The following is a 25,244-nucleotide window of genomic DNA, read 5'->3' on the forward strand; positions in this document are numbered from 1 at the left end:
ATGGGAACGGCCACCGCGATAGTTGGCGTGTGGGTGTCAAATCGGATCGAGAATGCAGTTGTCCAAAACTCCGCCAACTCCGCGGCGCTGTATATGGAGAGCATCGTATCCCCTCTCAGTCAGGAACTTGCATACGGGGATCGTCTTTCCGATCAAGCAAGGCGGGCACTGGACGAAATTTTCATGACCCAGCCACTGCGTGACCGCATTGTGTCCTTCAAGTTTTGGAAGCAAGGCGGCGTGATCGCGCACGCGTCGGATCCGACCATCATTGGAAGCCGTTTCGATCCGACTGACGATCTGAGCCGAGCCTGGAGCGGAGAGATTTCGGGTTCGTTCGAAGATCTCGACCATGCCGAAAGCGCCGCAGAAGCAGCACTTGGGATCCCGCTACTTGAAGTGTACAGCCCGATCCGAGAACTCTGGTCAGGAGATATCATTGCAGTTGCAGAGTTTTACGAGAAAGCTGAACAGCTGGAAGTTGATATGGCCAGAGCCCGCCGGACAAGCTGGCTGGTCGTCGGGTCAGCGTTTGCGGCAAGTACAATCGTGCTGTTTTCCATCGTGGCAATCGGTGACAACACCATTCGACGTCAGGGGCGCCTGTTGGAGCGGCGTCTGAAGGAGAGTGAGCAGATGGCAGAGCAGAACGCCAGGCTGCGGTCGCGCGTGGTCGAAGCGTCGGAACGATATGCCACGCAAACAGACCGGTTTCTGAAGAAACTTGGTTCCGAGCTTCATGACGGTCCCGCTCAATATCTGTCCCTCGCGGCTCTCAGGTTGGAGGCGGCATTCTCGGACAGGCCTGAAAAGCCTGCGGAGGCCGAGGAGATTCAACAGTCTTTGCAGAAGTCCTTGGCCGAAATTCGTGCCTTGTCGCGAGGGTTGTCCGCTCCGGACATCGACAATCTGCCACTGATTGATGTGGTGAAAAGAGCGATAGAAGATCACTCGGAACACAGCCCGTTGCGGCCGGATGTTTCACTTCAGGGAAGTCAGACGATCGAGTTGTCCGTCTCCGACAAGTTGTGTGTTTTTCGGTTCCTTCAGGAAACGCTTTCCAATGCCGCCAGGTATGCTCCGAATTCTCGATGCACCGTCATTTGCAAGGCGCATGACGATCGGGTCGTCATTCATGTCAACGATGACGGGGCCGGATTTGACCCCTCGGACGGAAAAGTACTGCGTGACGATGGAGGCCAGGGGCTTTTGGGCTTGCGAGATCGGGTTGAGAGTATCGGCGGCAGGTTCGAAGTCAGGTCAAGCCCTGGCAAAGGCACCTCTGTCACAATGACACTATTTCCCAGAAAGATGAGTACGTCATGACAACATCTGTCGTAATAGCGGATGATCACCCGATTTTCAGGGACGGATTGCACCGGACATTGGACGAAGCCGATGGGTTCGAAGTTCTCGCTGCCGGCTCGAGCGCGGATGAGGCAATTTCACTTGTCGGCATTCATCAACCTGACATCGCCATCCTCGATCTTTCGATGCCCGGAGGCGGCATAAATGCGACGCGAAAAATCGCGGCCATGGCAAATCCGCCATTCATCGCGATATTGACGGTCTCGGAAAACAACAGTGACGTTGCGGATGCTTTGGAAGCAGGGGCAATCGGCTACATCGTCAAAGGTGTGACAGCCAGCGAACTGACGGCCTCACTGCGCAGCATCGCCGCAGGTGAAGGTTTCGTGTCGCCCGGGCTGGCCTCGCGCGTGCTGCTTCAGATCAACAGAGAGGCGGAAGCTTCCAAAGAAAGTGATGTTCTGGATGATCTCACGCATCGCGAGGAAGAAATACTTCGACGTGTGGCGAAGGGGATGAGCAATCGGGAGATCGCAGATCAACTGGATCTTCAGGAAAAAACCGTAAAGCACTACATGACGGCAATCCTGTCCAAGCTCCACGCCCGAAACCGGGTCGAAGCAGCGCTGATCGCGCACGATGCTTGGGGCAAGACCGACTAAACCATGGGTCAAACGTGATTGCATGCTCAATGCTGGCCCTATCGCTTCGAAAAGCGTGTGCACCCGGAACCTGAGATTTCAGTTTTGTGCCGGCAGATCCAGTTGGTGGCAAGCTTGGTTGCACATGTTCGCATATGGGCAGGCCTCGCGCTGTATCACCTCAAAGGGCATGCCCAGAGTGATCTGTCGGTCAGGACCCTGGCGACCCTGGTCGCGACCGGATGGCGTGGTTCGGCGGATCTTTTGGCCTAACTCACAGGCCTGTGTTGGAATCCATCCAAATAGGGGTCGGATATGAGACGCTTGGCCGCAAAATCGACAAAAGCGCGCACTTTTGCAGACACGGTGCGGCCCTCTTGATGCACAAGATGGATGGGGACCTCGGGTGGCTCATACGAATTCAGAACGGTCCTGAGCCGCCCGTCCGCAACGTAGGGTGCAACCTGATAGGATAAAAGCCGCCCGATGCCATGCCCTTGCAGGGCCAGCTCGATCACCGCGTCATTGGTGTTCATGCTGATGCGCGGGTTTACGCGCTTTGTCATAACCATTTCGCTTTTTTGAAAATGCCATTGGGCCGAGGCGTGCAGGGCGGTTGAGTTTATGATCGCGTGATTGGCCAGGTCGTCGGGTGTGTCTGGTTCGCCGCGCGCATCAAGATATGCCGGAGCGGCAAACACGACCTGCCTCACCGCACCGCATCTCAAGGCCATCAGGCTTGAGTCTGCAAGATTTCCAATCCTGATGCCGACGTCGAGGCCCTCATCCACCAGATTGACCACGCGGTCCACATAGAGAGTGCGCGCAGAGATCTTTGGATACAGTTCCAGAAATCCACCCAGAATCGGAGTGACGAACATACGGCCGAACAACACCGATGCGGTCACGCTGAGTTCCCCGGTCGGTTCGGCATAGGATCCGACGGCGGCACGCTCTGCCTCCTCGAGATCCATCAAAATGCGTCTGGCATCTTCAAAAAACCTTCGCCCGCTGTCCGTCAGCATGACTGATCGCGTGGTGCGCACAAAAAGACGAAGCCCCAGGCTGTCCTCCAGCATGGAGACCAGTCGGGTTACCGTTGGTGGCGACATATTGAGGTGGCGCGCTGCGGCAGCAAAGCCATTCAGCTCGGCCACCTTCACAAAAACGCTCAGTGCGTGAAATCTATCCAAACAACTATTCCATATTTTGGAATAATATATTGCCAAATAGGGATATTCTGCAACACCCAAGCTTTGACTAGCTTCACCTCAACCCCAGGGCTCTGCCCGGTTGAGACGGAGAATTCAATGACACGCCCATTTGCAGAAATCATTTTTACGCCTTCCGTACGTGCAACACAGGCCAAGAACGGATCGGCTGAAGGCTATGCAAAGTTTCTAGCCGGCGCCGTTCAGGAAGACCTCATCAGCCCGGTCGAAGCCAGCTTCATCGCACAAAGGGACGGCTTCTATCAGGCGACCGTCTCTGAAACCGGCTGGCCTTATGTTCAATTCTGCGGCGGACCGGCAGGCTTTCTGAAAGTGCTGGATGAACGGACGCTTGCCTACGCGGATTTTCGCGGCAACCGGCAATATCTGAGCGCAGGTAACCTGCTGAACAACGATCGCATTTCATTGATCCTGATGGACTATCCCAACCGGAGACGCCTCAAGATCTGGGGCCGGGCGAAACTTGTTGATGGCGCGGATGATCCGGCCCTGATGCAACGTTTGCATGACCCGAATTACAGGGGCCAGCCAGAGCGGGCCATTGTGATCAAGCTTGAAGCGATGGACTGGAACTGCCCGCAGCACATCCCCCAACGCCTGACCCTGGAAGAGTTTGAAGAGCACATGGCGCCGCTTCGCGATGAACTGGCGGAACTGAAAGCTCAAAACGCAGAGCGCAACGAAAAGCCCGGCCATAAACGCTGACCGATGCTGAACCCCGCGCGTTCAGACGCGCCCCAAAACCCCAAGAAAGGAAATACCCATGTCGCGCAATTTGAAATCCATCCTCAGCGCCAGTCTTCTCGCGCTTACCATCGCGGTGCCATTAACTCCGGCCCCTGCAATCGCAAGTGAGACCGGCATTGAAGCCACCCAAGCGGTCAATTTCCGCGCAGAAAAAATCGGCGAGGTCAATATCGCCTATCGTGAGGCCGGAGACCCGAGCAGGCCAACCGTTCTGTTGCTTCATGGGTTTCCGACCTCGTCACATATGTTCCGCAACCTTATCCCTGAACTGGCCAAGAACTATCACGTGATCGCGCCCGATTTTCCCGGATTTGGGGCGTCGGATATGCCGCAAGCCGAAGACTTCGAGTATTCCTTTGCGAATATCGCCGAAATCATGACCTCCCTGCTGGATCGGAAAGGTGTCGATCAATACGCGGTCTATCTGATGGATTACGGTGCCCCGGTTGGATTCCGGATGTTTGCCGAACAGCCCGAACGGGTCACCGGCTTCGTCATTCAGAACGGCAATGCGTATGAGGAAGGGCTGCGCGAATTCTGGGACCCGATCAAAGCCTATTGGGCCGACCCCTTGAAAGAGAATGGCGACCAGCTTCGTGGGTTTCTTACTCTGGATGCGACCAAGTGGCAGTTCACCCATGGTGTACAAAGGCCGGAACTGATCAGCCCGGACAACTATTGGCACGTCCAATACCTGCTTGATCGCGAAGGTAATCAGGAGGTGCAACTTGAACTTTTCCTGGACTACGGCACCAACGTCGCCGAGTACCCGAAATGGCAGGCGTTGTTTCGTGAGCATCAACCACCTGCGCTGCTGATGTGGGGTAAGAATGATCACATCTTTCCGGCCGAAGGCGCCCTGCCCTATCAACGCGACCTGAAGGATCTTGAGTTTCATCTGCTTGATACCGGACACTTCGCGCTGGAAGAATATGGGCCTGAAATTGCGGAACAGATGACTGCATTCCTGAACCGCATCAGCGCCGCCGGCAACTGATGCGCAACTGGCCGCGCCTCGATCAAGGGCGCGGCCTCATGTTTGGAGACGATCAATGAACACGCAAGCAAACACTGCCAAGGAATTCACGGTTGAAATCGTGCACGGGTTTGTCGACGGTGGCACCGGAGGAAATCCCGCAGGCGTCGTTCTGGACGCTGATGATCTGAGCGCGCAAGATATGCAAACCGTGGCGGCAAGAATTGGATTGTCCGAGACGGCGTTTGTCTCGCGGTCCAAGACGGAAGGCTTCAAGCTGGATTTCTTCACACCGAACCGGCGCATCGCTCATTGCGGTCATGCAACAATCGCCGCCTTCTCTCACCTTGATGCGCTTGGCCGGATCCCCAAGCCCGATACGTCAAAGGAAACTGTTGATGGCCCCAGGCGCATACTCACGAAAGACGGCGCCGCCAATATGGAACAATTGGCCCCACGCTACTCGGGTGCTCAGGAATGGATCGAAAAGGGCGTGAAACTCGACGATGTGCTGAGCTCTCTCGGGGTCGACAAAACTGACCTGGATCAGAGGTTTGCTCCGGTTTTGGTCAACACCGGCAACAGCTTCATCCTCGTCGGTCTTTCGGATGCGGCGGGCCTTGCCAAAATCAGACCAGATTTGGCCAAAATCAAGCAAATCAGCGAGCAACTGGATCTGATTGGCTATTATGTATTCACGAAAGCCCCTTCAATCACCAGTCGGGACGCCACAACCCGTATGTTCGCACCCAGATACGCGATAGATGAAGAAGCCGCCATGGGGATGGCAGCCGGGCCACTTGCATGCGTGTTGCATGATTTTTGCGGCACGTCTCAGCGATCATTTGAAATCGAACAAGGGGTGTTTATGAACCCGGCAAGCCCGAGCTTGATAAAGGTCGATCTGGACATCGAGAATGGCGCGATCACGGGCCTCATGGCGGGTGGTTACGGAAAAGCCATGACCTCGGCCCGGATTGCTTTGTGACGCGAAAAGGCCAGGTGTGTCCGCAGCACCAGCTTTGGATGCGCGCAGGTCCTTGAGCGCGAATACGTCTCGTCGAAAGGTCCAGCGACGGGACCTTAGTCAGCGCAGTGCGAGGCCCGGTCGCCCGCAGCCCAAATCGAAACCGGCCATTGAGGACAATGTAGAAGCTTGCGATTCTCAATCCATGTTGTCCGGATCAATGTGGCGATCCGGCATGGGACTGCCTTGATGCTCCTTTTCGACGAGAGAATACAGCTCGATGGATCCGGCAAGCCCTCGAACTTCGTGAAACCCACAAGCAGAGAACAGGTCAGGCGAAGCAGCGGCAACGGCTGACGTCGCCAGAACTCTTTGGCCCAGGGATTTCGTCAATACCTCAATACGGCTTGCGAGGTTGACTGCCCTACCCAGAACAGTGAAATCCAGCCTGCCGGGACTGCCGATATTGCCATAGCTGACCTGTCCGACATTGATCCCGATGCCTATATCCAAAGGCGGCTTCCGAGCCTCTTCGCGGCGATGGTTGAGTGCGGCCAAATCGGTCAATACGCTTTGAGCGGCCCGTGCTGCCCTTTTGCATTGGTCGTTCAAATCTTGCTGTGTCGCGACGGTGAATATCGACAGAATGCCGTCTCCCATAAACTTGAGAATGTCGCCGCCATTCTCTTCGACAGACTGCACGACCAGATCAAAATATCCACTCAACATGTCGAAAACGTCCTCTTCGGATGCCCTGTCCGAAAGAGCGGTGAAACCGCGCAGGTCAGAGAACATGACAACTGCGTCAAGGGTCGTGCGTTCCCCTCGCTTGATCCTCCCGTTCCACACAGCATCAGAAGGCCCATCGCCAAGATAGGTTCTCAGAAGACCTTTGGACGACTTGCGCATCGTGACCGGTTCCAGAGCAGAGGACAAAGCGGGCAATGCATCCTCAATCATTTTCAGATGCCGGGGCGAGAAGCCTTCTGGCGACCGGGTGACAAAAGTGCAGCCGTGCAGCGATCCGTCTCCGTAATATAGCAGCGTAGCATAGTAATCGGTGCCACCCAGCTCGGCGAAATCAAGATATGATGAGTGCTCGGTCTTGGGATCCAATTGCCGTAGACTTTTGTGAAGTGGCTTCCGGTGTTCTAGAATGTATTCGAATGAGCTGCCGACATACCCATCCGTCAGCATGGTCTCATGTGTTACGTCATAGCTTTCGGTGCCATCCGGTGTCCAAACGATCCCCCATGCGATGAGCAGCGGATTGGCGAAACGCTGACCAATATTGACCCGCCAGAGCGGCACACCCGCCTCGATCAGAGACGAACAGAAATATGACACCACTTTTTCCGGGTCATCCGAACGACGCCCCTCGGCAATCATCCAATTGGTCAGTTGGGCAATAGCATCCATAGTTTAAAACCAATCGCTTAGATAAGATCGTCAAGAATTTGGGTTCAGTGTTCGATCATATTATTCTAACCTTTTTCTTACCCCGTCCAAGCCTGCTGTTCGGTCCACAGTTATCGGCCGTAAGCGCCGGCCAAGCCACACGCAGACCTTCCTGGATACGTTTTGCCAGCCTTGTCATCAATTTGAATGAATCTTGCAAAAAGGCCGGCGTCACTCTCGAAATCCCTTTGAACGCCTTGTCGCGCGCTGGTTGCACGAGGCCGCTCTGGCTATTGATTTATTAGCGCGCGCAAAGAATATGTAAATCTATGATAAGTTCACGACGAACAAAACCAGCAGGCAGACTGGCATGACCAAGATAAAGAATATGGAAGAGTTTGCAGCGCTCAGCGGCATCTCGCGCCCCACGGTATCCAAATACTTTCACGATCCCGACAGCGTTCGCCCCACGACGCGGGCCCGAATCGAAGAGGCGCTGGAACGGTTCGACTATCGCCCCAACATTTACGCGGTGAACCAGAACCGGAAGCTTACCAAGAATATCGGTATCGTCGTACCGTATCTGGCCGATCCGTTCTTTGCTGAAATCGCACGCTATCTGGAACAAAGCTGTATCGCGGCTGGATACCGTCCGTTCCTGTTCAGCTCTCATGGTGAACAAAAGCTGGAAAACGAAATTCTGGACGGTCTGCAATCCATGAAGCCGGCAGGGGTACTTTTGGCGCCTCTCGGACGCGTTTCGGACAGATCAGCAATAGAGAAATTCTGTGCCAATGTTCCGACGATCTTGTTTGACAGTAATCTCGATGGTTTGGGGGCTGCATTCGTTGGTTCTGATAACTTCAGCTTTGTTTCACAAACCGTCGAATACATGACCCGCACTGGTGAACCGCCTTCGTTCTTTGAAATGCGCACACCTGCGAACCCAAACGCCAACAAGCGAAGGAAAGCCTATATCAAAGTGATGGAACGTCTCGGACTCGAGCCGCATATTATCAAAGTTGAAGGCAAAGGCTGGGCGTTTGAAGAAATCGGCCAAAGAGGGGCGCTGAAAGTTCTGGAAGAGCGCGGTTTGCGAACCGACTCGGTTCTGTGCAGCAATGATCGACTGGCGATTGGCTTTCTTGCAGCTTGCTACAAACAGGGGATTCGCGTCGGTCGTGATGACAGTTGCGCGCTGCGCGTGGCCTCAAATGATGACCATCCCTTCGCGCAGTTCACTTGCCCATCCCTGACAACGGCGGCTCATGACTATGACAATGTTTCCGGTCGCAGCGTCGAAACCCTGTTTCAACTCATTGAAAGTGGAGGGAAATTCAAGACGCGGTCAGAAACGTTGTTTCCCGCAAGACTGGTTTTGACGGATTCCGCGTAACCTACAAATTTTAACGCGCGTAAAGTTTTTATTGACGTCGCGACAATTTACACACTACTTTCTGTGTACAGCATCCAAGCTCAGGGAGGACAAGGATGTATTTGAAGAACGCACTTCGTGCGGCGACGGCGTTAACCTTTGTCGCAACGGCCGCGGCCCATGCAGAAACGATCACGATCGCAACCGTCAATAATGGCGACATGATTCGGATGCAGGGCTATACCGACAACTTTACCGAGGCGACTGGTATCGACGTGGAATGGGTGACGCTGGAGGAGAACGTCTTGCGTCAGCGTGTTACCACCGACATCACCACCAAGGGCGGTCAGTTCGATATCATGACCATCGGTATGTACGAAACGCCGATCTGGGGCGCGAATGGCTGGTTGGTTCCTTTGGATGGACTGTCAGAGGAATATGATGTCGGCGATCTGCTTCCTGCGATGGCGGGTGGCCTGAGCCATGAGGGCACGCTGTATGCGGCACCGTTCTATGGCGAAAGCTAGATGATCATGTATCGCACCGACCTGATGGAAAAGGCCGGGATGGAGATGCCTGAGGCGCCGACATGGCAGTTTATCCGCGAGGCGGCGGCTGCGATGACGGACCGTGACAACGACATCAACGGCATCTGCCTGCGTGGCAAGGCGGGTTGGGGTGAAGGCGGTGCCTTTATCACCGTGACTGCGAATTCCTTTGGTGCGCGATGGTTTGATGAAGACTGGAAACCTCAGTTTGATCAGCCCGAATGGAAAGAGGCGCTGACCTTTTTTGTCGACATGATGAATGAATCCGGCCCTGCCGGTTACGCGACCAACGGCTTCAACGAAAACCTGTCGCTGTTCCAACAGGGCAAGTGCGGAATGTGGATCGACGCCACTGTTGCGGCGTCCTTCGTGACAAATCCGGATGATTCAACTGTCGCGGACAAGGTCGGGTTTGCTCTGGCACCAAATTCGGAAGGCGTCGACAAGCGCGCCAACTGGCTGTGGGCCTGGGCACTGGCCATTCCGGCGGGAACCCAGAAAGAGGATGCAGCCAAGCAGTTCATCGAATGGGCTACTTCGAAGGACTACATCGAATTGGTGGCGGAAAACGAAGGTTGGGCCAATGTCCCTCCGGGCGCGCGTACCTCGCTTTATGAGAACGCGAACTACAAGGACATTCCGTTCGCCAAGATGACGCTCGAGTCGATCCTGTTGGCCAACCCGCAGAACTGCTGTGCCAAGCCAACACCCTATACTGGCATCCAGTTCGTTGCGATTCCGGAATTCGCGGGCATTGCCACACAGGTCAGTCAGGAATTCTCGGCGGTTTATGCCGGACAGCAGACTGTAGATGAAGCGCTTGAAAAGGCGCAGGCCTTTACGGCTGAAGAAATGGAAGCCGCAGGGTACTGAGGCATCCCTCCCAGTAGGGGACAGGTGATCTGTCCCCTGCTCTCTCCACTTCCACAACTCGCGTTTTTCTCGCAGGCTGAGTTGCGCCTGAACAGAGAGGGTTTGCGTAATGGCTACTCAACACTCCCGATCCGTTGCTCGCCTGATGATGGCACCCGCAGTGGTCCTGCTGCTTGGCTGGATGCTCGTGCCATTGACGATGACGCTGTACTTTTCTTTCAAGAAATATCTGCCTCTGCGCGGGGGTGATCTGGGCTGGGTCGGGTTCGACAACTACGTCCGCTTTGTCTCGTCCAGTACATTCTGGCCCGCGGTGCAGGCAACACTGGTCATTGTTGGCGGTGTTCTTATCATAATCGTCATTCTCGGAATTCTGCTTGCCATGCTGCTGGATCAGCCGATGTGGGGGCAAGGCATTGTCCGAATCCTTGTCATCGCGCCGTTCTTCGTCATGCACACTGTGTCTGCGCTGGTGTGGAAGAACATGTTTATGGACCCGGTCAATGGATTGCTGGCCCATCTGTGGCGTTTTTTCGGGGCCGAGCCGATCTCGTGGTTGTCCGAGGCGTCGATGACCTCGATCATCATGATCGTTTCGTGGCAATGGCTGCCCTTTGCAACGCTAATCCTGTTGACCGCCATTCAGTCGCTGGACAGCGAGCAACTGGAAGCCGCCGAGATGGATGGTTCACCGCCGTTGAAGCGCTTTTATCACATCCTTCTGCCGCATCTTGGCCGTGCGATCACCATTGTGATCCTGATCCAAACAATCTTTCTTTTGTCGATTTTCGCCGAGATCTTCGTGACCACCGGCGGCGCTTTCGGCACCCGTACACTCACCTACCTGATCTTCCAGCGTGTGCTGGAAAGCCAGAATGTCGGCCTCGGATCAGCAGGAGGTGTCTACGCCATCATCCTTGCCAATATCGTTGCGATCTTCCTGATGCGCATCGTCGGCAAAAACCTGGACGCGTGAGGAGGAAAACTCATGGCCCGCGCTGTCACATCTCGACGCAAATCGCTGAACACCGCCCTTGCCTGGGCTGTTGGACTGCTGATTTTCTTCCCGATCCTCTGGACGATCCTGACCAGCTTCAAAACCGAAGCGCAGGCCATTGCCAGCCCGCCCCTGTTTTTGAACTTTGACTGGACGCTGGAAAACTACGCCATCGTGCAGGAACGCTCGGACTATATGCGGTTCTTGTGGAATTCGGTGATCATCGCCGGTGGATCGACCATGCTGGGCGTGATCATCGCCGTGCCCGCCGCCTGGGCGATGGCGTTTGTTCCGTCCAAACGAACCAAGGACATCCTGTTGTGGATGCTGTCCACCAAGATGTTGCCGGCCGTAGGTGTGCTGTACCCGATCTACTTGCTGTTCATCCAACTGGGCCTTCTGGATACGCGCGGAGGGTTGGTCGTGGTGCTGATGCTGATCAACCTGCCGATCATCGTCTGGATGCTTTACACTTATTTCCGCGAAATTCCGGGTGAAATTCTGGAAGCCGCGCGGATGGATGGGGCGACGCTGAAAGAGGAAATCCTCTATGTCCTGACCCCAATGGCCATCCCTGGGATTGCTTCGACTGTGCTGCTGAACTTCATCCTGGCGTGGAACGAGGCATTCTGGACCCTCAATCTGACCGCTGTTGACGCGGCACCGCTCACGGCCTTCATCGCCAGCTATTCCAGCCCCGAGGGCCTGTTCTTTGCCAAGCTCAGCGCGGCCTCGACCATGGCAATTGCACCCATCCTGATCCTTGGCTGGTTCAGCCAGAAACAACTTGTCCGCGGCCTGACCTTCGGCGCTGTGAAATAAGGAGCATTCCTCATGGGACGCATACAACTCAAGTCCGTGACCAAAAGCTTCGGCGACGTTCAGGTCATCCCTCCGCTGGACCTGACCATTGAAGATGGCGAGTTCACCGTTTTCGTCGGCCCTTCGGGCTGCGGAAAATCCACGCTGCTGCGCCTGATCGCAGGGCTGGAAGACATCACCAGTGGCCACATAGAAATCGATGGAGCAGACGCAACAGACGTGCCGCCCGCCAAACGGGGGCTGGCAATGGTGTTCCAGTCTTATGCGCTTTACCCGCATATGACCGTTCGCAAGAACATCGCCTTTCCGCTGCGCATGGCGAAACTGGATCAGGCTGAAATCGACAAGCGGGTTGAAGGTGCGGCCGGCGTCCTGAACCTGACCGATTACCTGGATCGCCGCCCGGGCCAGTTGTCCGGTGGTCAACGCCAGCGCGTCGCCATTGGTCGGGCAATCGTTCGTGAACCGGCCGCGTTCCTGTTCGATGAACCGCTTTCAAACCTCGACGCAGCGTTGCGGGTGGGCATGCGGTTGGAGATCAGCGAGCTGCATGAACGCCTCGCGACAACGATGATCTACGTCACCCACGATCAGGTCGAAGCCATGACGATGGCGGACAAGATCGTTGTGCTCCAGGCTGGCGTGATCGAACAGGTTGGCAGCCCGCTGGAACTGTACCGAACGCCTCGCAACCTGTTTGTTGCAGGATTCATTGGCTCGCCAAAGATGAACTTTATCGAAGGGCCCGAAGCGGCAAAGCACGGCGCACGAACGATCGGCATTCGACCGGAACACATCGCGGTGTCGGAGTCCGAAGGAGAATGGTCCGGGCGTGTCAGCGTCTCTGAGCATCTTGGTTCGGACACGTTTTTCCACGTCCACGACACCGGACTGGCGGAGACAATCACTGTTCGTGCCGATGGCGAGGTTGGTTTCCGCCATGGGGATCGCATTCATCTGACCCCACGTGCCGATGTGATCCACAGACTTGACGCAGACGGTCTGCGGATCGAATGAAACGTCTGACGGGCAAAACCGCCCTGATTACAGGGGCTGCGCGGGGCATTGGATTGGCATTTGCCAAGGCCTATGTGGCAGAGGGCGCGCGGGTCGCCGTCGCCGACATCCAGCGCGCGCAGGGCGCGGTCGCTGGAATTGGCGCGGCAGCTTTCGCTGTCGAAATGGACGTGACCGACCAGCAGAGCATCGATCAGGCCATAGTCAAAACCGCGGCGCAATTCGGCCCAATCGACATTCTGATCAACAACGCGGCCATCTTCAGCGCCGCACCATTCGTCGAGATCGAGCGCGCCGACTACAATCGTGTGTTTGACATCAACGTCGCGGGCGCGCTGTTTACGATGCAGGCCGTCGCCAAACATATGATCAAACACGGAACCAAAGGCCGAATTATCAATATGGCCTCGCAGGCCGGGCGAAGGGGTGAACCATTGGTCGCTGTCTACTGCGCCAGCAAAGCGGCGATCATATCCCTGACCCAATCAGCGGGGCTGAACCTGATTTCTCATGGGATCAATGTAAACGCGATTGCCCCCGGTGTCGTCGATGGCGAACACTGGGATGGCGTGGACGCCTTTTTTGCAAAACACGAAGGCAAGCCCCTTGGCCAGAAGAAGCGCGAAGTGGCGGCAGCTGTTCCATATGGCCGCATGGGGCGCGCGGAAGACCTGACGGGCATGGCGGTTTTTCTGGCCTCTGACGAGGCCAAGTATATCGTCGCGCAGACTTACAATGTCGACGGCGGAAATTGGATGAGCTGATGGACCCTGTGGCGAACGCAAAAACCCCTGCACGGCTGCGGCAAGAGAGCCTTTCCAAGCTGCCAACCACCGTGAAGACTCCGATGTATGAACGTACGGATCTGACGCCGGGCATCGTTCATATAGGATTGGGTAACTTCCATCGCGCGCATCAGGCCTGGTATATCCATCGGCTCATGCAGCAGGGGTTGGCCCATGACTGGGCAATCGTCGGAGCGGGTGTGCGAAGCTATGACGCCGTCATGCGAGAACGATTGCTGGCGCAGGATTGCCTCACAACGCTGATCGAGTTGGGGCCAAACGGAATGTCCGCCGAGGTGATTGGCCCGATGATCGATTACCTGCCGATCGAAGAAAACAACGCTGCCCTCATCCACGCGATGGCCGACCCGGCCACCCGGATCGTTTCGCTGACTGTTACCGAAGGGGGATATTTTCTGGATGCCAACAGCGGCGCATTCGATTTCGATCACGCAGATATCCGTCATGACGCAGAAAACCCCAATCAGCCCCGTACGGCCTTTGGCGCAATGGTTGCGGCACTCAGACGACGGCGCGCCGAATGCCTCAACCCGTTCACGGCGCTCAGCTGCGACAATCTTCAGGGCAACGGAACGATTTTGCGAAACTGTGTTGTGGGATTGGCGCGCATGTCCGACCCGGAACTGGCCAACTGGATCGACAGGCGTGGCGCGTTTCCCAACTCGATGGTGGATTGCATCGTACCAGCGACGACCGACCAATTGGTATCGCAATGCCGCGCCCTTGGCGTCGATGACAGAGCGCCCGTCTCGCATGAGAACTTTCGTCAATGGGTCATCGAGGATGCCTTCTGCGCCGGACGTCCGCCCCTCGAAAACGTCGGCGCAATACTGACCAACAACGTCCATGGTTACGAGACCATGAAGTTGCGCATTTTGAACGGAGGTCATCAACTGTTGGCGAATGTCGGAGAAGTACTGAGTGTTCCGACGATTGCCGACTGCATGAAGGACCCGGACATCGTGGCGTTTTTTCGAAAAGTGTAGGTCGAAGAAATCCTTCCGCATGTCGAAGCGGTTCCCGAAACCACTGCAAATGAGTACCTTGAGTTGATCGAGAGCCGATTTGCAAACACGGCGATTCACGACACCACACGCAGGGTTGCATTCGACGGATCGGCAAGACATCCTGGATTTTTGCTACCGTCGCTCCGCGATGCATTTGCATCAGGGTCTTCTGCAAACGGGCTCGCCCTCGCCGAAGCGTTCTGGTGCCGGATGTGCGCGGGTATTCGTGAGGATGGCTCCGAGATCACCCCCAATGATCCCCAATGGGAAAGCCTGAACAGCACTGCAAAGGCGTCCAAAGCTGATCCTGAGCTTTGGCTGGAACAGGGTTTCTACAGCGGTGATTTTGGAATCAGCACACAGTTTTCCAACGCCTTTGCCCGCTGGCTGACCCTGATATGGCAGCGTGGCAGCCGGGCCGCCATTGCTGAGTATGTTGCCAACGGTTCAACGTAGCAAATCAATCTCGGCGCTCGGTTCAGCCAGGGATCGCGGGTTTCTGTTGCACTTATGCGACGGTTCTGCCGTTGAAAGAAAGTGTCATTTGAAACTTGGTGTCACCTCCTGTTTCAAAAGGGTTGGTGCATAGTAGTTTGTCATAAAAAGAACAATTTAAGCGTGCATCTGAGCGCAATCTAATCTTCCGAGGTACAGGGCTGAGCAATGGCTACTACGACTATAATACCAAGACCTTCCGCTTCTTCTCCGCTCAGTCCAATACAAGGTTATGTTGCCTACGGTGACGGCAATCCCTCGAACACCACCACAATTTCTTATCACTTCGAACAATACGCGGGCACACAAGCGTGGACTGCGGAATACAAGGCGGAATTCCGAGCAGCTCTTTCTGCCATCGAGGCTGTCGCAAATGTGAGGTTTGTCGAATCCGGCAGCGCTTCCGCCGACTTGGTAGAGGTCATTGCGCCCACCAGCTTTTTTTTAAATCCTAGAACGCTTGGCTACCACTACACGCCATCGCGCAACCCCTCCGAAGGCGCTTTCAACACCGCCTACTGGACTGCCGGAGCAAATGGAAACGGCGATCCGGGCGGGTTTTTCTTTACTACGTTGCTCCACGAACTGGGCCACGCGCTAGGGTTGGGTCATCCCCACGACACCGGTTTGGGTACAACCGTGATGAATGGCGTCACATCGCCATTTGACTCTTTCGGGACCGGCAGCCTGAATCAGGGTGTCTACACGGTGATGTCGTATAATGATGGCTGGACCGAAAAGAACGGAATTCTCTCTGTCAACGCGACTTATGGTGGTTCAACGGGTCTTGGCGCTTTGGACATTGCTGCGTTGCAGGCGATGTATGGCGCCAATACCAACCACAACTCTGCCAACAATACCTACACGCTTCCTTGGGCAAACGTTGCGGGTACCGGCTATCAGTCTATTTGGGATACTGGTGGAAACGATACCATCCAGCATGTCGGCAGTTCGAAGGCGCGGATCGACCTGCGGGCCGCAACACTGGATTATTCCGAGACCGGCGGCGGCGTAGTGTCTTACGCAGAGGGCATAAAGGGCGGCTTTACAATCGCGCATGGCGTTGTGATTGAAAACGCGATCGGCGGGACCGGTGACGACGTGATCGTCGGGAATACCGCTCAGAACGTTCTGAATGGCAACCATGGTCACGATAAGATCTATTCAGTGTCCGACGGAACCAACAACAACACCGTTTATGGCGGTTTGGGGAACGACACCATTTATCTGGCGAACGGTTCCGGCGCAGACCAGGTTTTCGGCGGCCAGGGCGACGATTGGGCCATTGTGACCAACAATGCCGGCTCGTTTTCCGGAGGAAGCGGCACTGACACAATCCGATTTGTCAGCGCCATCAGCAGCTATCTGTTCATTAAAAACGGCACGAAATACGAATTTATCGATGCCGTTTCACGTATCACTTTCACAGTGGAAGATGATGTCGAGGCCATTCAATTCCTGAATGGATCACAGGCGTATACTCGTTCGAATATCGAAGCTGCCATGCAGCTTTCGGATATCGAGACGACCGGCACCACACTGAAACATGCAAGTCAGGGCATTTACGTTCTGGATGCAGGCAGCTCGAACGTGACGCTGGTATTTAATGGTCAGGCTGTTGGTCAAAACACGATCGCCGGCTGGCAGGCCATTCAGGCCGAGGCTTCGGGCGGCGGTTACAAAGTGCTGTGGAAAAACGTGAATGGGACGTACGGGGAATGGACGGTAAATGCCAATGGTCAGTTCCTCAGCAGCGGCAGCATCGGCAACGTGGCTGATGTTGAGGCCTTCTATGGTGCTGATTTGAACAATGACGGGCTGACGGGTCATGGTACGGTCACGGTTGAAACCACTGGCTCCACGACACTCGTTTCGTCAAGCCTAGGTTCATACTTAATTAATGGCACCATTGAACTGACCATAAACGGCGCCAAAGCCGGCTCGGGCAGTTTTCCTGGCTGGCAGGCCATCCACGCCGAGGCTTCGGGCGGCGGCTACAGGGTGCTGTGGAAGAATGCGAATGGCACGTTTGGGGAATGGGTGACGGATGCCAATGGTCGTTTTGTCAGCAGCAGCAGCATAGACGACGTCAGGGATGTCGAGGTCTTTTATGGCGCAAATCTGAACAATGATGGGCAAATCGGCCATATCACGACCAGCATCGAATCCAACGGTTCCACGACGCTGGGATCGTCAACCAATGGCGCATATGTAATCGGCGGCAGCATCGACTTGAAGCTCAACCAGGCTAATGCCGGTCCTGGCAGCTTCCCGGGTTGGCAGGCGCTTCAGGCCGAGGCTTCGGGTGGCGGCTATCGGGTGTTGTGGAAGAACTCGGATGGGTCCTACGGTGAATGGACGACGAATGCGGCCGGTGAGTTCCAAAGCAGTACAACAATCACCAATGTTGCGGATGTAGAGGTCTTCTATGGTGTAGACTTGAACAATGACGGGCTGACGGGTCATGGAACGATCAGCATTGAATCCAACGGCGCGACAACGCTGGGGGCGACAACCCAAGGTGAATATCTGATTGGCGGCACCACCAAGTTGACATTCAACAACGCCACTGTCGGACCGAACAGCTTCTCCGGATGGCAGGCCATTCACGCCGAGGCTTCAGGTGGCGGCTACCGGGTATTGTGGAAGAATTCGGACGGAACTTACGGTGAATGGGTCACGGATTCCAATGGTGTATATGTCAGTTCCAACACCGTCCCTGACGTGGTCGCGGTCGAAACTTTCTATGGCTTTGATATCGATGGCAGTGGGACAGTGGGATACGGATTGCCCAAACTCGCTCGGTTTACTGAAGGCGATCAGAAAACGCCGATGGGCGAAGAAGTTTTGGGTGTGTCCGATTGGGATGAAACGGTCGATATTCTAAAGTTCGTCCCTGACCTTGAGGCTCCCGAAGACGTAGAAGACGACTACATACTGGTGAACTTGCATCAGGCTCAGGACGGGGCGCTTAACGTTTCCGAAGACTCATTGGCCGCCGTATTGAGTGGGAACTTGGACGTCAAGGATGACGAGGCCAGTCCGACACTTACACCCCATTTGGACGAAGACAGCTTTTGGATTTAAAGATCCTTTGGCGCTGGAGGCGGCCCGTTCGGGTAAACTGACGGTGCCGTTTCTGGCGTAGATCGGTGAAAAGGCTTGCGATTTCGATCGGTGTCCCGGCCCTGCAGGCCCGCCTTGTCAGCTCTGTCAAACCAAACAGAAGGGTGAAAGCAAATCGCCAAGGTTTGAGCGGAGCCGTAGCAACATACCCTGCCGCCAGCAAGCCACAACCGGTGTTTCCAGGCAGTTCTGGCAACATCTTAAACCCATAGTGTGCCGCGCGAAGTTCCGCGATCGATCACGGTGATACTCCAAACATCTTTGCGAGGAGGTATTATTCGTTTGTCCTATTGGCCCTGATAGTTTGTGCGGTCGCGCTGCTGAAATGCGCGAACACGCATCTTCTGTGCAGCCTGAGTAGGCGCTCTTATTTTGATCTCGGGCGCTGACGCAGGCTTTGCAATCAGTCATCACCTGACGCGGATTGTGCGGGCCATCATTGGCGTATCCGTCGCCGACAACCTGATCTTGCGTTGGCCCAGACCTCGGAACTGGTCAGGTGCTTTTGGCCGCGACCGCATAGTTACCGCATAGTTGCTGTGCGTCGGAACCACCGAGTTCAAACGTTGAGACAGTCTTTGCGACGTTGGCCAAAAAGTGCTTCTTCCAGCCCGCAGTCTGCGGTTTCTTGCTCAAAAAAACATGTGCAAACTTGGCAATGCTGAACTAACTTTCTAAATGCGGCGATGCCTGTCCGAATGATGTGGATTTTAAACTGTGAAACCTCAACACCGCCTGTCAGCGGCCCCTCGCCATGAATTGCGCAACGTGCGCAATCAGGGCATTGCCTTTCTGGCCTTGGCGTTTTTGTTCAGCATCTTCGTCAACCTGCTCATGCTGACAGGTCCGCTGTTCATGCTGCAAGTATATGATCGGGTTCTTGGTTCACGGGCAGTTGAAACTCTGACCGCACTGTTTTTGCTTGTTGCGTTGCTTTATGCGCTGATGGCCATGCTGGACTATGCACGCGGTCGTATTGTTGCCCGCTTTGGTGCGCGGTTCCAGTCGAAGCTGGATGAGCGCGTTTTCGAAGCCACAATGCGTCGGTCTCTGGTGCCCCAGGTGCGATCGGCTCCGGCAACTGCACTGCGGGATCTCGAGGCCATTCGCACCTTGTGCTCTTCGCCCGTGTTGCTTGCAGTTATGGATATTCCGTGGACACCTGTCTTCCTGGGGGCGATATTCATTTTTCATCCACTGCTTGGCTGGTTGGCCGTTGCAAGTGGCGTACTGCTTGTGGTGATTGCTTTGCTCAACCAGGCCCTGACCAGCCGTAAGGTGGCCGAAGCACAATCCGCTGCGGCGCGGGCGAATGCCTTTTCCGAACACGCGAGGCAGGCAGCAGAAGTTGTACGGTCTCAGGGAATGCAGGCGGACGTGACCAGGCGGTGGTTGAACCAGCGTACGGAAGCTTTGCGTCAAAGCATTTCCGCCAGTGACTGGACAGGTAGCTTCACGTCGCTGACGAAATCGCTTCGGCTTTTCCTGCAATCTGCCATGCTGGCTTTGGGCGCGTGGTTGGTACTGCAAAACGAAATGACGCCCGGGGCGATGATTGCGGGCTCGATTCTCTTGGGACGGGCCTTGGCCCCGGTGGAACAGGCTGTCGGCCAATGGAGTTTGGTCGAACGGGCACGCACGGCCTGGAATTCGTTGAACCGGTTTCTGGACCAGACACCGCCAGAGGAACAGCGGATTCGTTTGCCGATCCCCAAATCCCAATTGGAAGCCAAATCCCTGACGGTAATCCCTCCGGGTGCTACTGCGCCAACGTTGCGGAACGTTAACCTGAAACTGGAACCGGGAAAGGCGCTTGGTGTGATCGGGAAAAGTGGGTCGGGCAAGACGACCCTGGCCAAGGCTCTGCTTGGGCTTTGGAGACCGGCGGCGGGCGAGATCCGGTTGGGCGGCGCCACGTTGGACCAATACAATCCCAACGATCTGGGCAGCCATATCGGATACCTGCCGCAGCAGGTCACTCTGTTCAACGGAACCGTTGCTGAGAATATTGCACGGATGTCGGAAAACCCGGATTCAGAAGCGGTGGTTGCGGCGGCCAAGAAGGCCAAGGCACATGAACTGATCCTGTCATTGGAAAAGGGTTACGGCACCTTCCTTGAAGGCAATGACAGTCAGTTGTCGGGCGGTCAGAAACAGCGCATTGCGTTGGCCCGTGCGCTGTATGGCGACCCGGTTCTGCTCATTTTGGACGAGCCGAACTCGGCCCTCGACGCAGATGGCACCGAAGCTTTGAATGCAGCCGTGCGCGGCCTCAAGGAAGCGGGAAAGGCCGCCATCATCATGACGCACCGCCCGCAGGCCATTTCGGAATGTGACGATCTTGCTGTTGTGGAAAAAGGCCAGGTCGTAAGGTTCGGCAGCCGCGACGAGGTTCTGAACGCAATGGTCCAGAATGCGGGCGCGATTAAGCGCAAGCTTAGCCCCGTAGGTGAATAATGGCGAAAAAATCAACCAAGACACCCGTCCCCGTCTGGGGCATCAAAATACCTGCGCTGGTGGGATTCCTTGCCCTTGGCATTCTGGTCGGCGGGTTGGGCCTTTGGGCCGTGAAAACGCGGCTGGCCGGGGCGATTGTATCTTCGGGCGTAATCGAAGTTCAAAGCAACCGTCAGGTCGTTGAACATCCTGACGGCGGCGTGGTCGGCGAGATTTTCGTGCGCGACGGTGATACGGTTGCCTCGGGCGATTTGCTTTTGCGGTTGGATGACACATTTCTGTCTTCGGAACAGACGATCGTAGAATCTCAACTCTTTGATCTGCTGGCCCGCCGTGCCCGGCTGGAGGCCGAGCGGGATGGCCTGACATCCGAAGAATTGGCGGCGCGCCTGGCCGAGGTTCAAAAAGAGTACAACATTGATCCCGACCTGATTGAGGGACAGCAGAATCTGTTTGATGCCCGGCTGGAAACGCTGTCCAAGCAGGACGAACAACTGCGCAAACAGTTGGTTCAGATAGAAAGCGAGATCGCAGGCACGCAGGCTCAGTTGGTCTCGTTGCGCCGCCAGACAGAGTTGATCGAGGCGGAGTTGAAGGATCAGCAAAGCCTGTTGAGCAGGGGTCTGACACAAAACAGCCGCGTGCTGGCGCTGCAACGCGAAGAAGCCAGTCTGACAGGCGAAATCGGCAAACTGGAAGCCTCCGTTGCGCGCCTGAAGGGACAGATTGCATCAACCGAGATCAAGATTGTCGAACTGACCGCGACCCGGCGGGAAGAAGCGATCACCACTTTGCGGGACGTTCAGGCGCAGGTGGCAGAGCTGTGGGAACGACGTTTGTCCCTGGCGGAACGTCTGGCCAGGCTTGAAATTCGCGCACCTGTCAGCGGAACGGTTTACGGCAGTCAGGTCTTTGCTCTGCAATCGGTCATTCAGCCGGGCGAACCCATGATGTATGTGGTTCCGCAGGACACGCCGCTGTTGGTGGCAGCGCGGGTGGATGCGATCCATGTGGATCAGTTGCATGTCGGGCAATCCGTTGCCCTGCGCTTTCCGGCGTTCAATCAACGCGAAACGCCCGAACTCGAAGGACAGGTCAACAACGTCTCGGCGGACACCTTCACGGATGAACAGTCCGGTTTCACTTTTTACCGCGCCGAAGTGGTGCTGAATGACGGTGAGGTCGACCGGCTCAATGGTCAGGAACTTTTGCCGGGTATGCCGGTTGAGACTCTGATCAAGACCGACGAACGCACGCCGTTGTCCTATCTTGTGAAACCGATGGCAGACTACTTCAACCGCGCGTTTCGCGAATGATGCGGACGCGGTTATCGCTGGATGACCGCGTTTTCCCATTCAGCCAGAAAACGGCGGCGTTTCAGCCTGTCCAGAAATGTCATGAGCCCCGGGTCCAGCCCAATCATTTCGCGATCGGTGCCAGTTTCGTGTGGGGCCAAGGGCGGCAAGGTAACAGGGTCGCCTACCCGCTTGGTTTGGTTGGAAATCAGGTGTTTGAGAAAAGACGTGGCCGCGTCCGGTTGCGGGGTGCCATTCAACACCATGGCCGTGCGCATCATGGTCGTCTGAAAATCCGACGGCAGAATGATTTCCACAGTGTCCTTGCTTCCGGCGCGGGCTTCGGCATAGCTGCCCAGAACGTTGTAAGCCACTGCAATCTTACCTTTGACGAGGTCATCGATCATATCCGCCGAACAACAGTACAGGCGTACGTCCAATCCACCCATCACCTCCATAAGCCGCCAATACGTCTCGGACGCGCGGGCATCCTGCGTTGCGAACAGATAACCCAGACCGGATTGACGGATGTCATAGGTGCCCACACGGCCCCTGAAATCATCGGGACGCAAACGAAGGATTTCGATTAGTTGTTGCCGGGTCTCGGGGATGGGGCCGCCGGCAAAGGCCGCGCGGTTAATCACGATTGTCGCCGGTTCCGATGTGAACGCGAACAGGCTTTGATGCCATTGGGCCCAGGATGGCAGCGGTATGTCGTCGATGATACGCCCGAAACCGTCGTTTGCCAGCTTCAGTTGCAGATCCATCGCGCTGGATATGACAACATCGAAGTCTTCCGGCGCGGCGCGGACTATTCGGTCGATATCTGCGGTGCCGGTCACCAGGTATTCAACAGAGATACCGGGGTTTTCTTCGATGAAACCCGCAATCAAGGGTTCGAACAGAAAGGTGTCCGTGCTTGAGATCACGCGTAGATGCGCCTCATTTGCCGAGGCGTTGAAAACCTGCCTGTCCTCCCAGGTTTGGGCGGCAACAACGACAGGAAGGCTGAAGAAAATCAAAGCGATAAGATAACGCACGCGCCGCCCCCCTGCCGATTGGTCAATTCCAGTGAGCCACCATGCGCAGATGCCACGTCCTGAACGATTGTAAGGCCCAATCCGGATCCGATGGTTCCGCTTGCGTTCTTCCCGCGCTCAAAACGGCGCGTCAAAGTGCCGATCTCGTCAGGAGGAAACCCCGGCCCACGGTCTTTGACAATTATCTGAATGCGTGGCTCCGAAACAACCTCGATGCGTACAAAACTGTCCGCAGGGGCATATTTCAGAGCGTTGTCGATCATGTTGCGCACAGCGTTTTGAATAAGAATCGGATCTCCCGAGTAGGAAACCTTTGGATCGCCACTCAGGGAAAGCGACAAGTCCTTCATCTCGGCGATTGGCGTGAGACGCTGCACCAGATCACGGACCAAAGCATTGAGATCAATGTCTTCGCGCTCCAGATGATCGGCGCGGAACGTGATCATCGCATGATCCAGCAATTGCCCCGCCGCGCGCGAGCTTTCATCAATCGCCCGCACCATTGAGCGCAATGCTTCGCGATTTTCTTCCTTTTCAACCCTCTGCAACGTGGCATCGGCATAAGATCGAACGGTTGCCAAAGGGGTGCGCACCCGGTGGGCCGCTTCGGCGATGAAATCTTCCGATTGGCTCAATGACTGATCCAGTCGCCCCATCAAAGAGTTCAACGACGCCACCAAAGGCGCCATTTCGCGGGGTACGGGCTTTTTGAACGGGCTCAGGTCCTGCGGGCCGCGCCGGGTGACAGAGGTCGTAAGCCTGTTCAATTGGCCAATCGTAGACGAGGTGGCCCAGAACGACAGCGCAGCGGTAAGGGCAAAGAACCCGACGCCCAAAATCGCCGCGTTGCGTGAAATCTGGTCCAGAGTTTCCGCAAGCGCGTCCTGCGTTTGGCCCAACGCGACCTCGATAACGGTTTGTTTGTTCAGGCCCACCAAGGTTCGCCGAGCACTGACCTGACGTATGGTTTCACCCCTTATCCGACTGGTTTGAAAGCTCCACTTGCCGTCGAATTGCCCTGTGGCCTGCTGCAGATCTTCATATCCTGAAAGAAACGCGCCATCCTGAAAAATTGCGTAAAAAACCCGGTCGTCGGACGGTGTGCTGAGCATGGCGAAGGCTGCATAGGGAATATCAACCTCCAACTGACCGTCGCGCAAGGCGGCCGCGTCTAGAATTGAGGTGACAGACGCCCCCAGGATGTTGTCCTGCCCTTGTTGCGCGACCTGTGCGGCATAGTTGCGAACGGCGATAAACAGGAGAAACGCCAATATCGCGGCACCACCGATCAAAGTCAGGACCAGCCTGTTCCGAAGCGATCCTGACACATAGGGATCAGGAGGGGGATCAGGAGGCATGATCCAGCCTGTACCCAAGACCGCGAAGCGTGGTGATCTTCAGGTCCGACGGTTCAAGATGTTTACGAAGGCGGCCAACGTAAACTTCGATAGCATTGTCCGAGACATCGTCATCATATGAAAAAAGCCGGTCGGTCAGTTTCTGTTTCGAAAAAACCTGACCAGGCGCGCTGATGAACAGTTCCAGAAGGCGCAGTTCCCGGTTGCGCAACGAAACAGTCTCATCCCCTACGGTCAGATGACCTGCCAATGGATCAAAGACTATTCCGCCCACTTCAATCGTTGTCCGTGAATTCCCGGATTTGCGACGCAGAACGGCGCGGCAGCGGGCCTCGAGTTCGGCGTGGTCGAACGGTTTGGTGACATAGTCGTCGGCCCCCAGATCCAGCGAACCGATTCGATCCGAAACCTGGCTGCGTGCGGTCAAAACGATCACGGGGGTGTCCAGGCGACCTGCGCGATGCCGTTTGAGAAAGTCGCGCCCGTCCCCATCCGGCAACATGATATCCAACAGAATAAGGTCGTATTCCTGAGTTTCGGTAAAGGCGGTCGCCTCGTCCAATTTAGACGCATGATCAACCACATGGCCGTCTAACCTCATGCGCGAACAGATGGCGTTCGCCAGATCAAGATTGTCTTCCACAAGGAGGAATTTCATGGGATTTTTGCTATTTTTCGTGCGTGACAGGTTGATGTCAGGTTGATGTGTTTTTGTTCCACCCAATCTGAGCCGCCATGCGGCTGGTTGTCAAATGGGAG

At 55.7% G+C, this 25,244-nt stretch carries 18 protein-coding genes and 2 pseudogenes; 15 read left to right on the top strand and 5 right to left on the bottom strand.

The features are described from left to right. The first annotated feature begins 183 nt into the window (after positions 1-183). Together GS614_RS12415 and GS614_RS12420 are read left to right on the top strand one after the other, a co-directional pair. A complete protein-coding gene (locus tag GS614_RS12415; protein WP_171726449.1) occupies positions 184-1,326 on the top strand; it encodes a sensor histidine kinase in 1,143 nt (380 codons plus the stop codon). Beyond that, positions 1,323-1,970 carry a response regulator transcription factor gene (locus GS614_RS12420; RefSeq protein WP_171726450.1) on the top strand — a complete coding sequence of 216 codons (648 nt, stop codon included), beginning with the start codon at positions 1,323-1,325 and terminating at the stop codon, positions 1,968-1,970. The genes GS614_RS12415 and GS614_RS12420 overlap by 4 nt, the downstream gene beginning before the upstream one ends. A gap of 248 nt (positions 1,971-2,218) precedes the next feature. Here GS614_RS12420 and GS614_RS12425 read toward each other — a convergent pair whose 3' ends face one another. Continuing rightward, positions 2,219-3,142, bottom strand: a complete 924-nt coding sequence (locus GS614_RS12425) for a LysR family transcriptional regulator (RefSeq protein ID WP_171726451.1) — start codon at positions 3,140-3,142, stop codon at positions 2,219-2,221. Between the two features lie 117 nt (positions 3,143-3,259). Here GS614_RS12425 and GS614_RS12430 point away from each other — a divergent pair, with 117 nt between their 5' ends. From GS614_RS12430 to GS614_RS12440, 3 genes are read left to right on the top strand one after another with little or no spacing between them, the layout of a single operon-like run. Next, positions 3,260-3,886 (top strand): pyridoxamine 5'-phosphate oxidase family protein, encoded by a 627-nt coding sequence (locus GS614_RS12430; protein WP_171726452.1) that lies wholly within the window; start codon positions 3,260-3,262, stop codon positions 3,884-3,886. Positions 3,887-3,944: 58 nt separating this feature from the next. After that, complete coding sequence (locus GS614_RS12435) at positions 3,945-4,925, top strand: alpha/beta fold hydrolase (protein ID WP_171726453.1); 981 nt, start codon at positions 3,945-3,947, stop codon at positions 4,923-4,925. 55 nt (positions 4,926-4,980) lie between these two features. Then, the gene (locus GS614_RS12440) at positions 4,981-5,892 is read left to right on the top strand and encodes a PhzF family phenazine biosynthesis protein (protein WP_171726454.1); all 912 of its coding nucleotides are present in this window, start codon (positions 4,981-4,983) and stop codon (positions 5,890-5,892) included. Between the two features lie 177 nt (positions 5,893-6,069). On the opposite strand, the gene GS614_RS12445 is transcribed toward GS614_RS12440, so the two are convergent. Then, complete coding sequence (locus GS614_RS12445; protein ID WP_171726455.1) at positions 6,070-7,290, bottom strand: adenylate/guanylate cyclase domain-containing protein; 1,221 nt, start codon at positions 7,288-7,290, stop codon at positions 6,070-6,072. Positions 7,291-7,639: 349 nt separating this feature from the next. Here GS614_RS12445 and GS614_RS12450 point away from each other — a divergent pair, with 349 nt between their 5' ends. The 10 genes and pseudogenes from GS614_RS12450 (at position 7,640) to GS614_RS12495 (ending at position 22,108) form a co-directional block, all read left to right on the top strand. Next, complete coding sequence (locus tag GS614_RS12450; protein ID WP_171726456.1) at positions 7,640-8,665, top strand: LacI family DNA-binding transcriptional regulator; 1,026 nt, start codon at positions 7,640-7,642, stop codon at positions 8,663-8,665. 95 nt (positions 8,666-8,760) lie between these two features. Next, positions 8,761-10,065 (top strand): annotated as a pseudogene (locus GS614_RS12455) (sugar ABC transporter substrate-binding protein). A 109-nt stretch (positions 10,066-10,174) separates the two neighbouring features. Next, complete coding sequence (locus GS614_RS12460) at positions 10,175-11,041, top strand: carbohydrate ABC transporter permease (RefSeq protein ID WP_171726457.1); 867 nt, start codon at positions 10,175-10,177, stop codon at positions 11,039-11,041. A 12-nt stretch (positions 11,042-11,053) separates the two neighbouring features. Beyond that, positions 11,054-11,884 carry a carbohydrate ABC transporter permease gene (locus GS614_RS12465; protein WP_152460301.1) on the top strand — a complete coding sequence of 277 codons (831 nt, stop codon included), beginning with the start codon at positions 11,054-11,056 and terminating at the stop codon, positions 11,882-11,884. Between the two features lie 12 nt (positions 11,885-11,896). After that, entirely contained in the window at positions 11,897-12,901 is a 1,005-nt protein-coding gene (locus GS614_RS12470; protein WP_171205154.1) for an ABC transporter ATP-binding protein, read from the top strand. Beyond that, positions 12,898-13,665 carry an L-iditol 2-dehydrogenase gene (locus GS614_RS12475; protein WP_171726458.1) on the top strand — a complete coding sequence of 256 codons (768 nt, stop codon included), beginning with the start codon at positions 12,898-12,900 and terminating at the stop codon, positions 13,663-13,665. The genes GS614_RS12470 and GS614_RS12475 overlap by 4 nt, the downstream gene beginning before the upstream one ends. After that, positions 13,665-15,170, top strand: a pseudogene (locus tag GS614_RS12480) (mannitol dehydrogenase family protein). The gene GS614_RS12475 and the pseudogene GS614_RS12480 overlap by 1 nt, the downstream one beginning before the upstream one ends. Before the next feature lie 207 nt (positions 15,171-15,377). Next, positions 15,378-18,296: a M10 family metallopeptidase C-terminal domain-containing protein gene (locus GS614_RS12485; protein ID WP_171726459.1), complete on the top strand. Its 2,919-nt coding sequence runs from the start codon at positions 15,378-15,380 to the stop codon at positions 18,294-18,296. 756 nt (positions 18,297-19,052) lie between these two features. After that, positions 19,053-20,792 carry a type I secretion system permease/ATPase gene (locus GS614_RS12490; protein ID WP_371809401.1) on the top strand — a complete coding sequence of 580 codons (1,740 nt, stop codon included), beginning with the start codon at positions 19,053-19,055 and terminating at the stop codon, positions 20,790-20,792. Continuing rightward, positions 20,792-22,108 carry an HlyD family type I secretion periplasmic adaptor subunit gene (locus tag GS614_RS12495; protein WP_171364369.1) on the top strand — a complete coding sequence of 439 codons (1,317 nt, stop codon included), beginning with the start codon at positions 20,792-20,794 and terminating at the stop codon, positions 22,106-22,108. The genes GS614_RS12490 and GS614_RS12495 overlap by 1 nt, the downstream gene beginning before the upstream one ends. 11 nt (positions 22,109-22,119) lie before the next feature. On the opposite strand, the gene GS614_RS12500 is transcribed toward GS614_RS12495, so the two are convergent. The 3 genes from GS614_RS12500 to GS614_RS12510 are packed head-to-tail and all read right to left on the bottom strand — an operon-like array spanning position 22,120 to position 25,143. After that, complete coding sequence (locus GS614_RS12500; protein ID WP_171726460.1) at positions 22,120-23,127, bottom strand: extracellular solute-binding protein; 1,008 nt, start codon at positions 23,125-23,127, stop codon at positions 22,120-22,122. After that, positions 23,106-24,485: a sensor histidine kinase gene (locus GS614_RS12505; RefSeq protein WP_171726461.1), complete on the bottom strand. Its 1,380-nt coding sequence runs from the start codon at positions 24,483-24,485 to the stop codon at positions 23,106-23,108. Before GS614_RS12505 ends, GS614_RS12500 begins: the two co-directional genes overlap by 22 nt. Further along, on the bottom strand, positions 24,475-25,143 hold the full coding sequence (locus GS614_RS12510) for a response regulator transcription factor (protein ID WP_152460309.1): 669 nt from the start codon (positions 25,141-25,143) through the stop codon (positions 24,475-24,477). The genes GS614_RS12505 and GS614_RS12510 overlap by 11 nt, the downstream gene beginning before the upstream one ends. Positions 25,144-25,244 lie beyond the last annotated feature (101 nt).

It is taken from the genome of Ruegeria sp. HKCCD6604 (assembly GCF_013110635.1).
Taxonomy (GTDB): Bacteria; Pseudomonadota; Alphaproteobacteria; order Rhodobacterales; family Rhodobacteraceae; genus Ruegeria.

Bases quoted from the DNA above. Each gene is read 5' to 3' on its own strand.
- GS614_RS12415 (WP_171726449.1), top strand. From the start codon at position 184: ATGACCCAGCCACTGCGTGACCGCATTGTGTCCTTCAAGTTTTGGAAG.
- GS614_RS12420 (WP_171726450.1), top strand. From the start codon at position 1,323: ATGACAACATCTGTCGTAATAGCGGATGATCACCCGATTTTCAGGGAC.
- GS614_RS12430 (WP_171726452.1), top strand. From the start codon at position 3,260: ATGACACGCCCATTTGCAGAAATCATTTTTACGCCTTCCGTACGTGCA.
- GS614_RS12435 (WP_171726453.1), top strand. From the start codon at position 3,945: ATGTCGCGCAATTTGAAATCCATCCTCAGCGCCAGTCTTCTCGCGCTT.
- GS614_RS12440 (WP_171726454.1), top strand. From the start codon at position 4,981: ATGAACACGCAAGCAAACACTGCCAAGGAATTCACGGTTGAAATCGTG.
- GS614_RS12445 (WP_171726455.1), bottom strand. From the start codon at position 7,290: ATGGATGCTATTGCCCAACTGACCAATTGGATGATTGCCGAGGGGCGT.
- GS614_RS12450 (WP_171726456.1), top strand. From the start codon at position 7,640: ATGACCAAGATAAAGAATATGGAAGAGTTTGCAGCGCTCAGCGGCATC.
- GS614_RS12460 (WP_171726457.1), top strand. From the start codon at position 10,175: ATGGCTACTCAACACTCCCGATCCGTTGCTCGCCTGATGATGGCACCC.
- GS614_RS12465 (WP_152460301.1), top strand. From the start codon at position 11,054: ATGGCCCGCGCTGTCACATCTCGACGCAAATCGCTGAACACCGCCCTT.
- GS614_RS12470 (WP_171205154.1), top strand. From the start codon at position 11,897: ATGGGACGCATACAACTCAAGTCCGTGACCAAAAGCTTCGGCGACGTT.
- GS614_RS12475 (WP_171726458.1), top strand. From the start codon at position 12,898: ATGAAACGTCTGACGGGCAAAACCGCCCTGATTACAGGGGCTGCGCGG.
- GS614_RS12485 (WP_171726459.1), top strand. From the start codon at position 15,378: ATGGCTACTACGACTATAATACCAAGACCTTCCGCTTCTTCTCCGCTC.
- GS614_RS12495 (WP_171364369.1), top strand. From the start codon at position 20,792: ATGGCGAAAAAATCAACCAAGACACCCGTCCCCGTCTGGGGCATCAAA.
- GS614_RS12505 (WP_171726461.1), bottom strand. From the start codon at position 24,485: ATGCCTCCTGATCCCCCTCCTGATCCCTATGTGTCAGGATCGCTTCGG.
- GS614_RS12510 (WP_152460309.1), bottom strand. From the start codon at position 25,143: ATGAAATTCCTCCTTGTGGAAGACAATCTTGATCTGGCGAACGCCATC.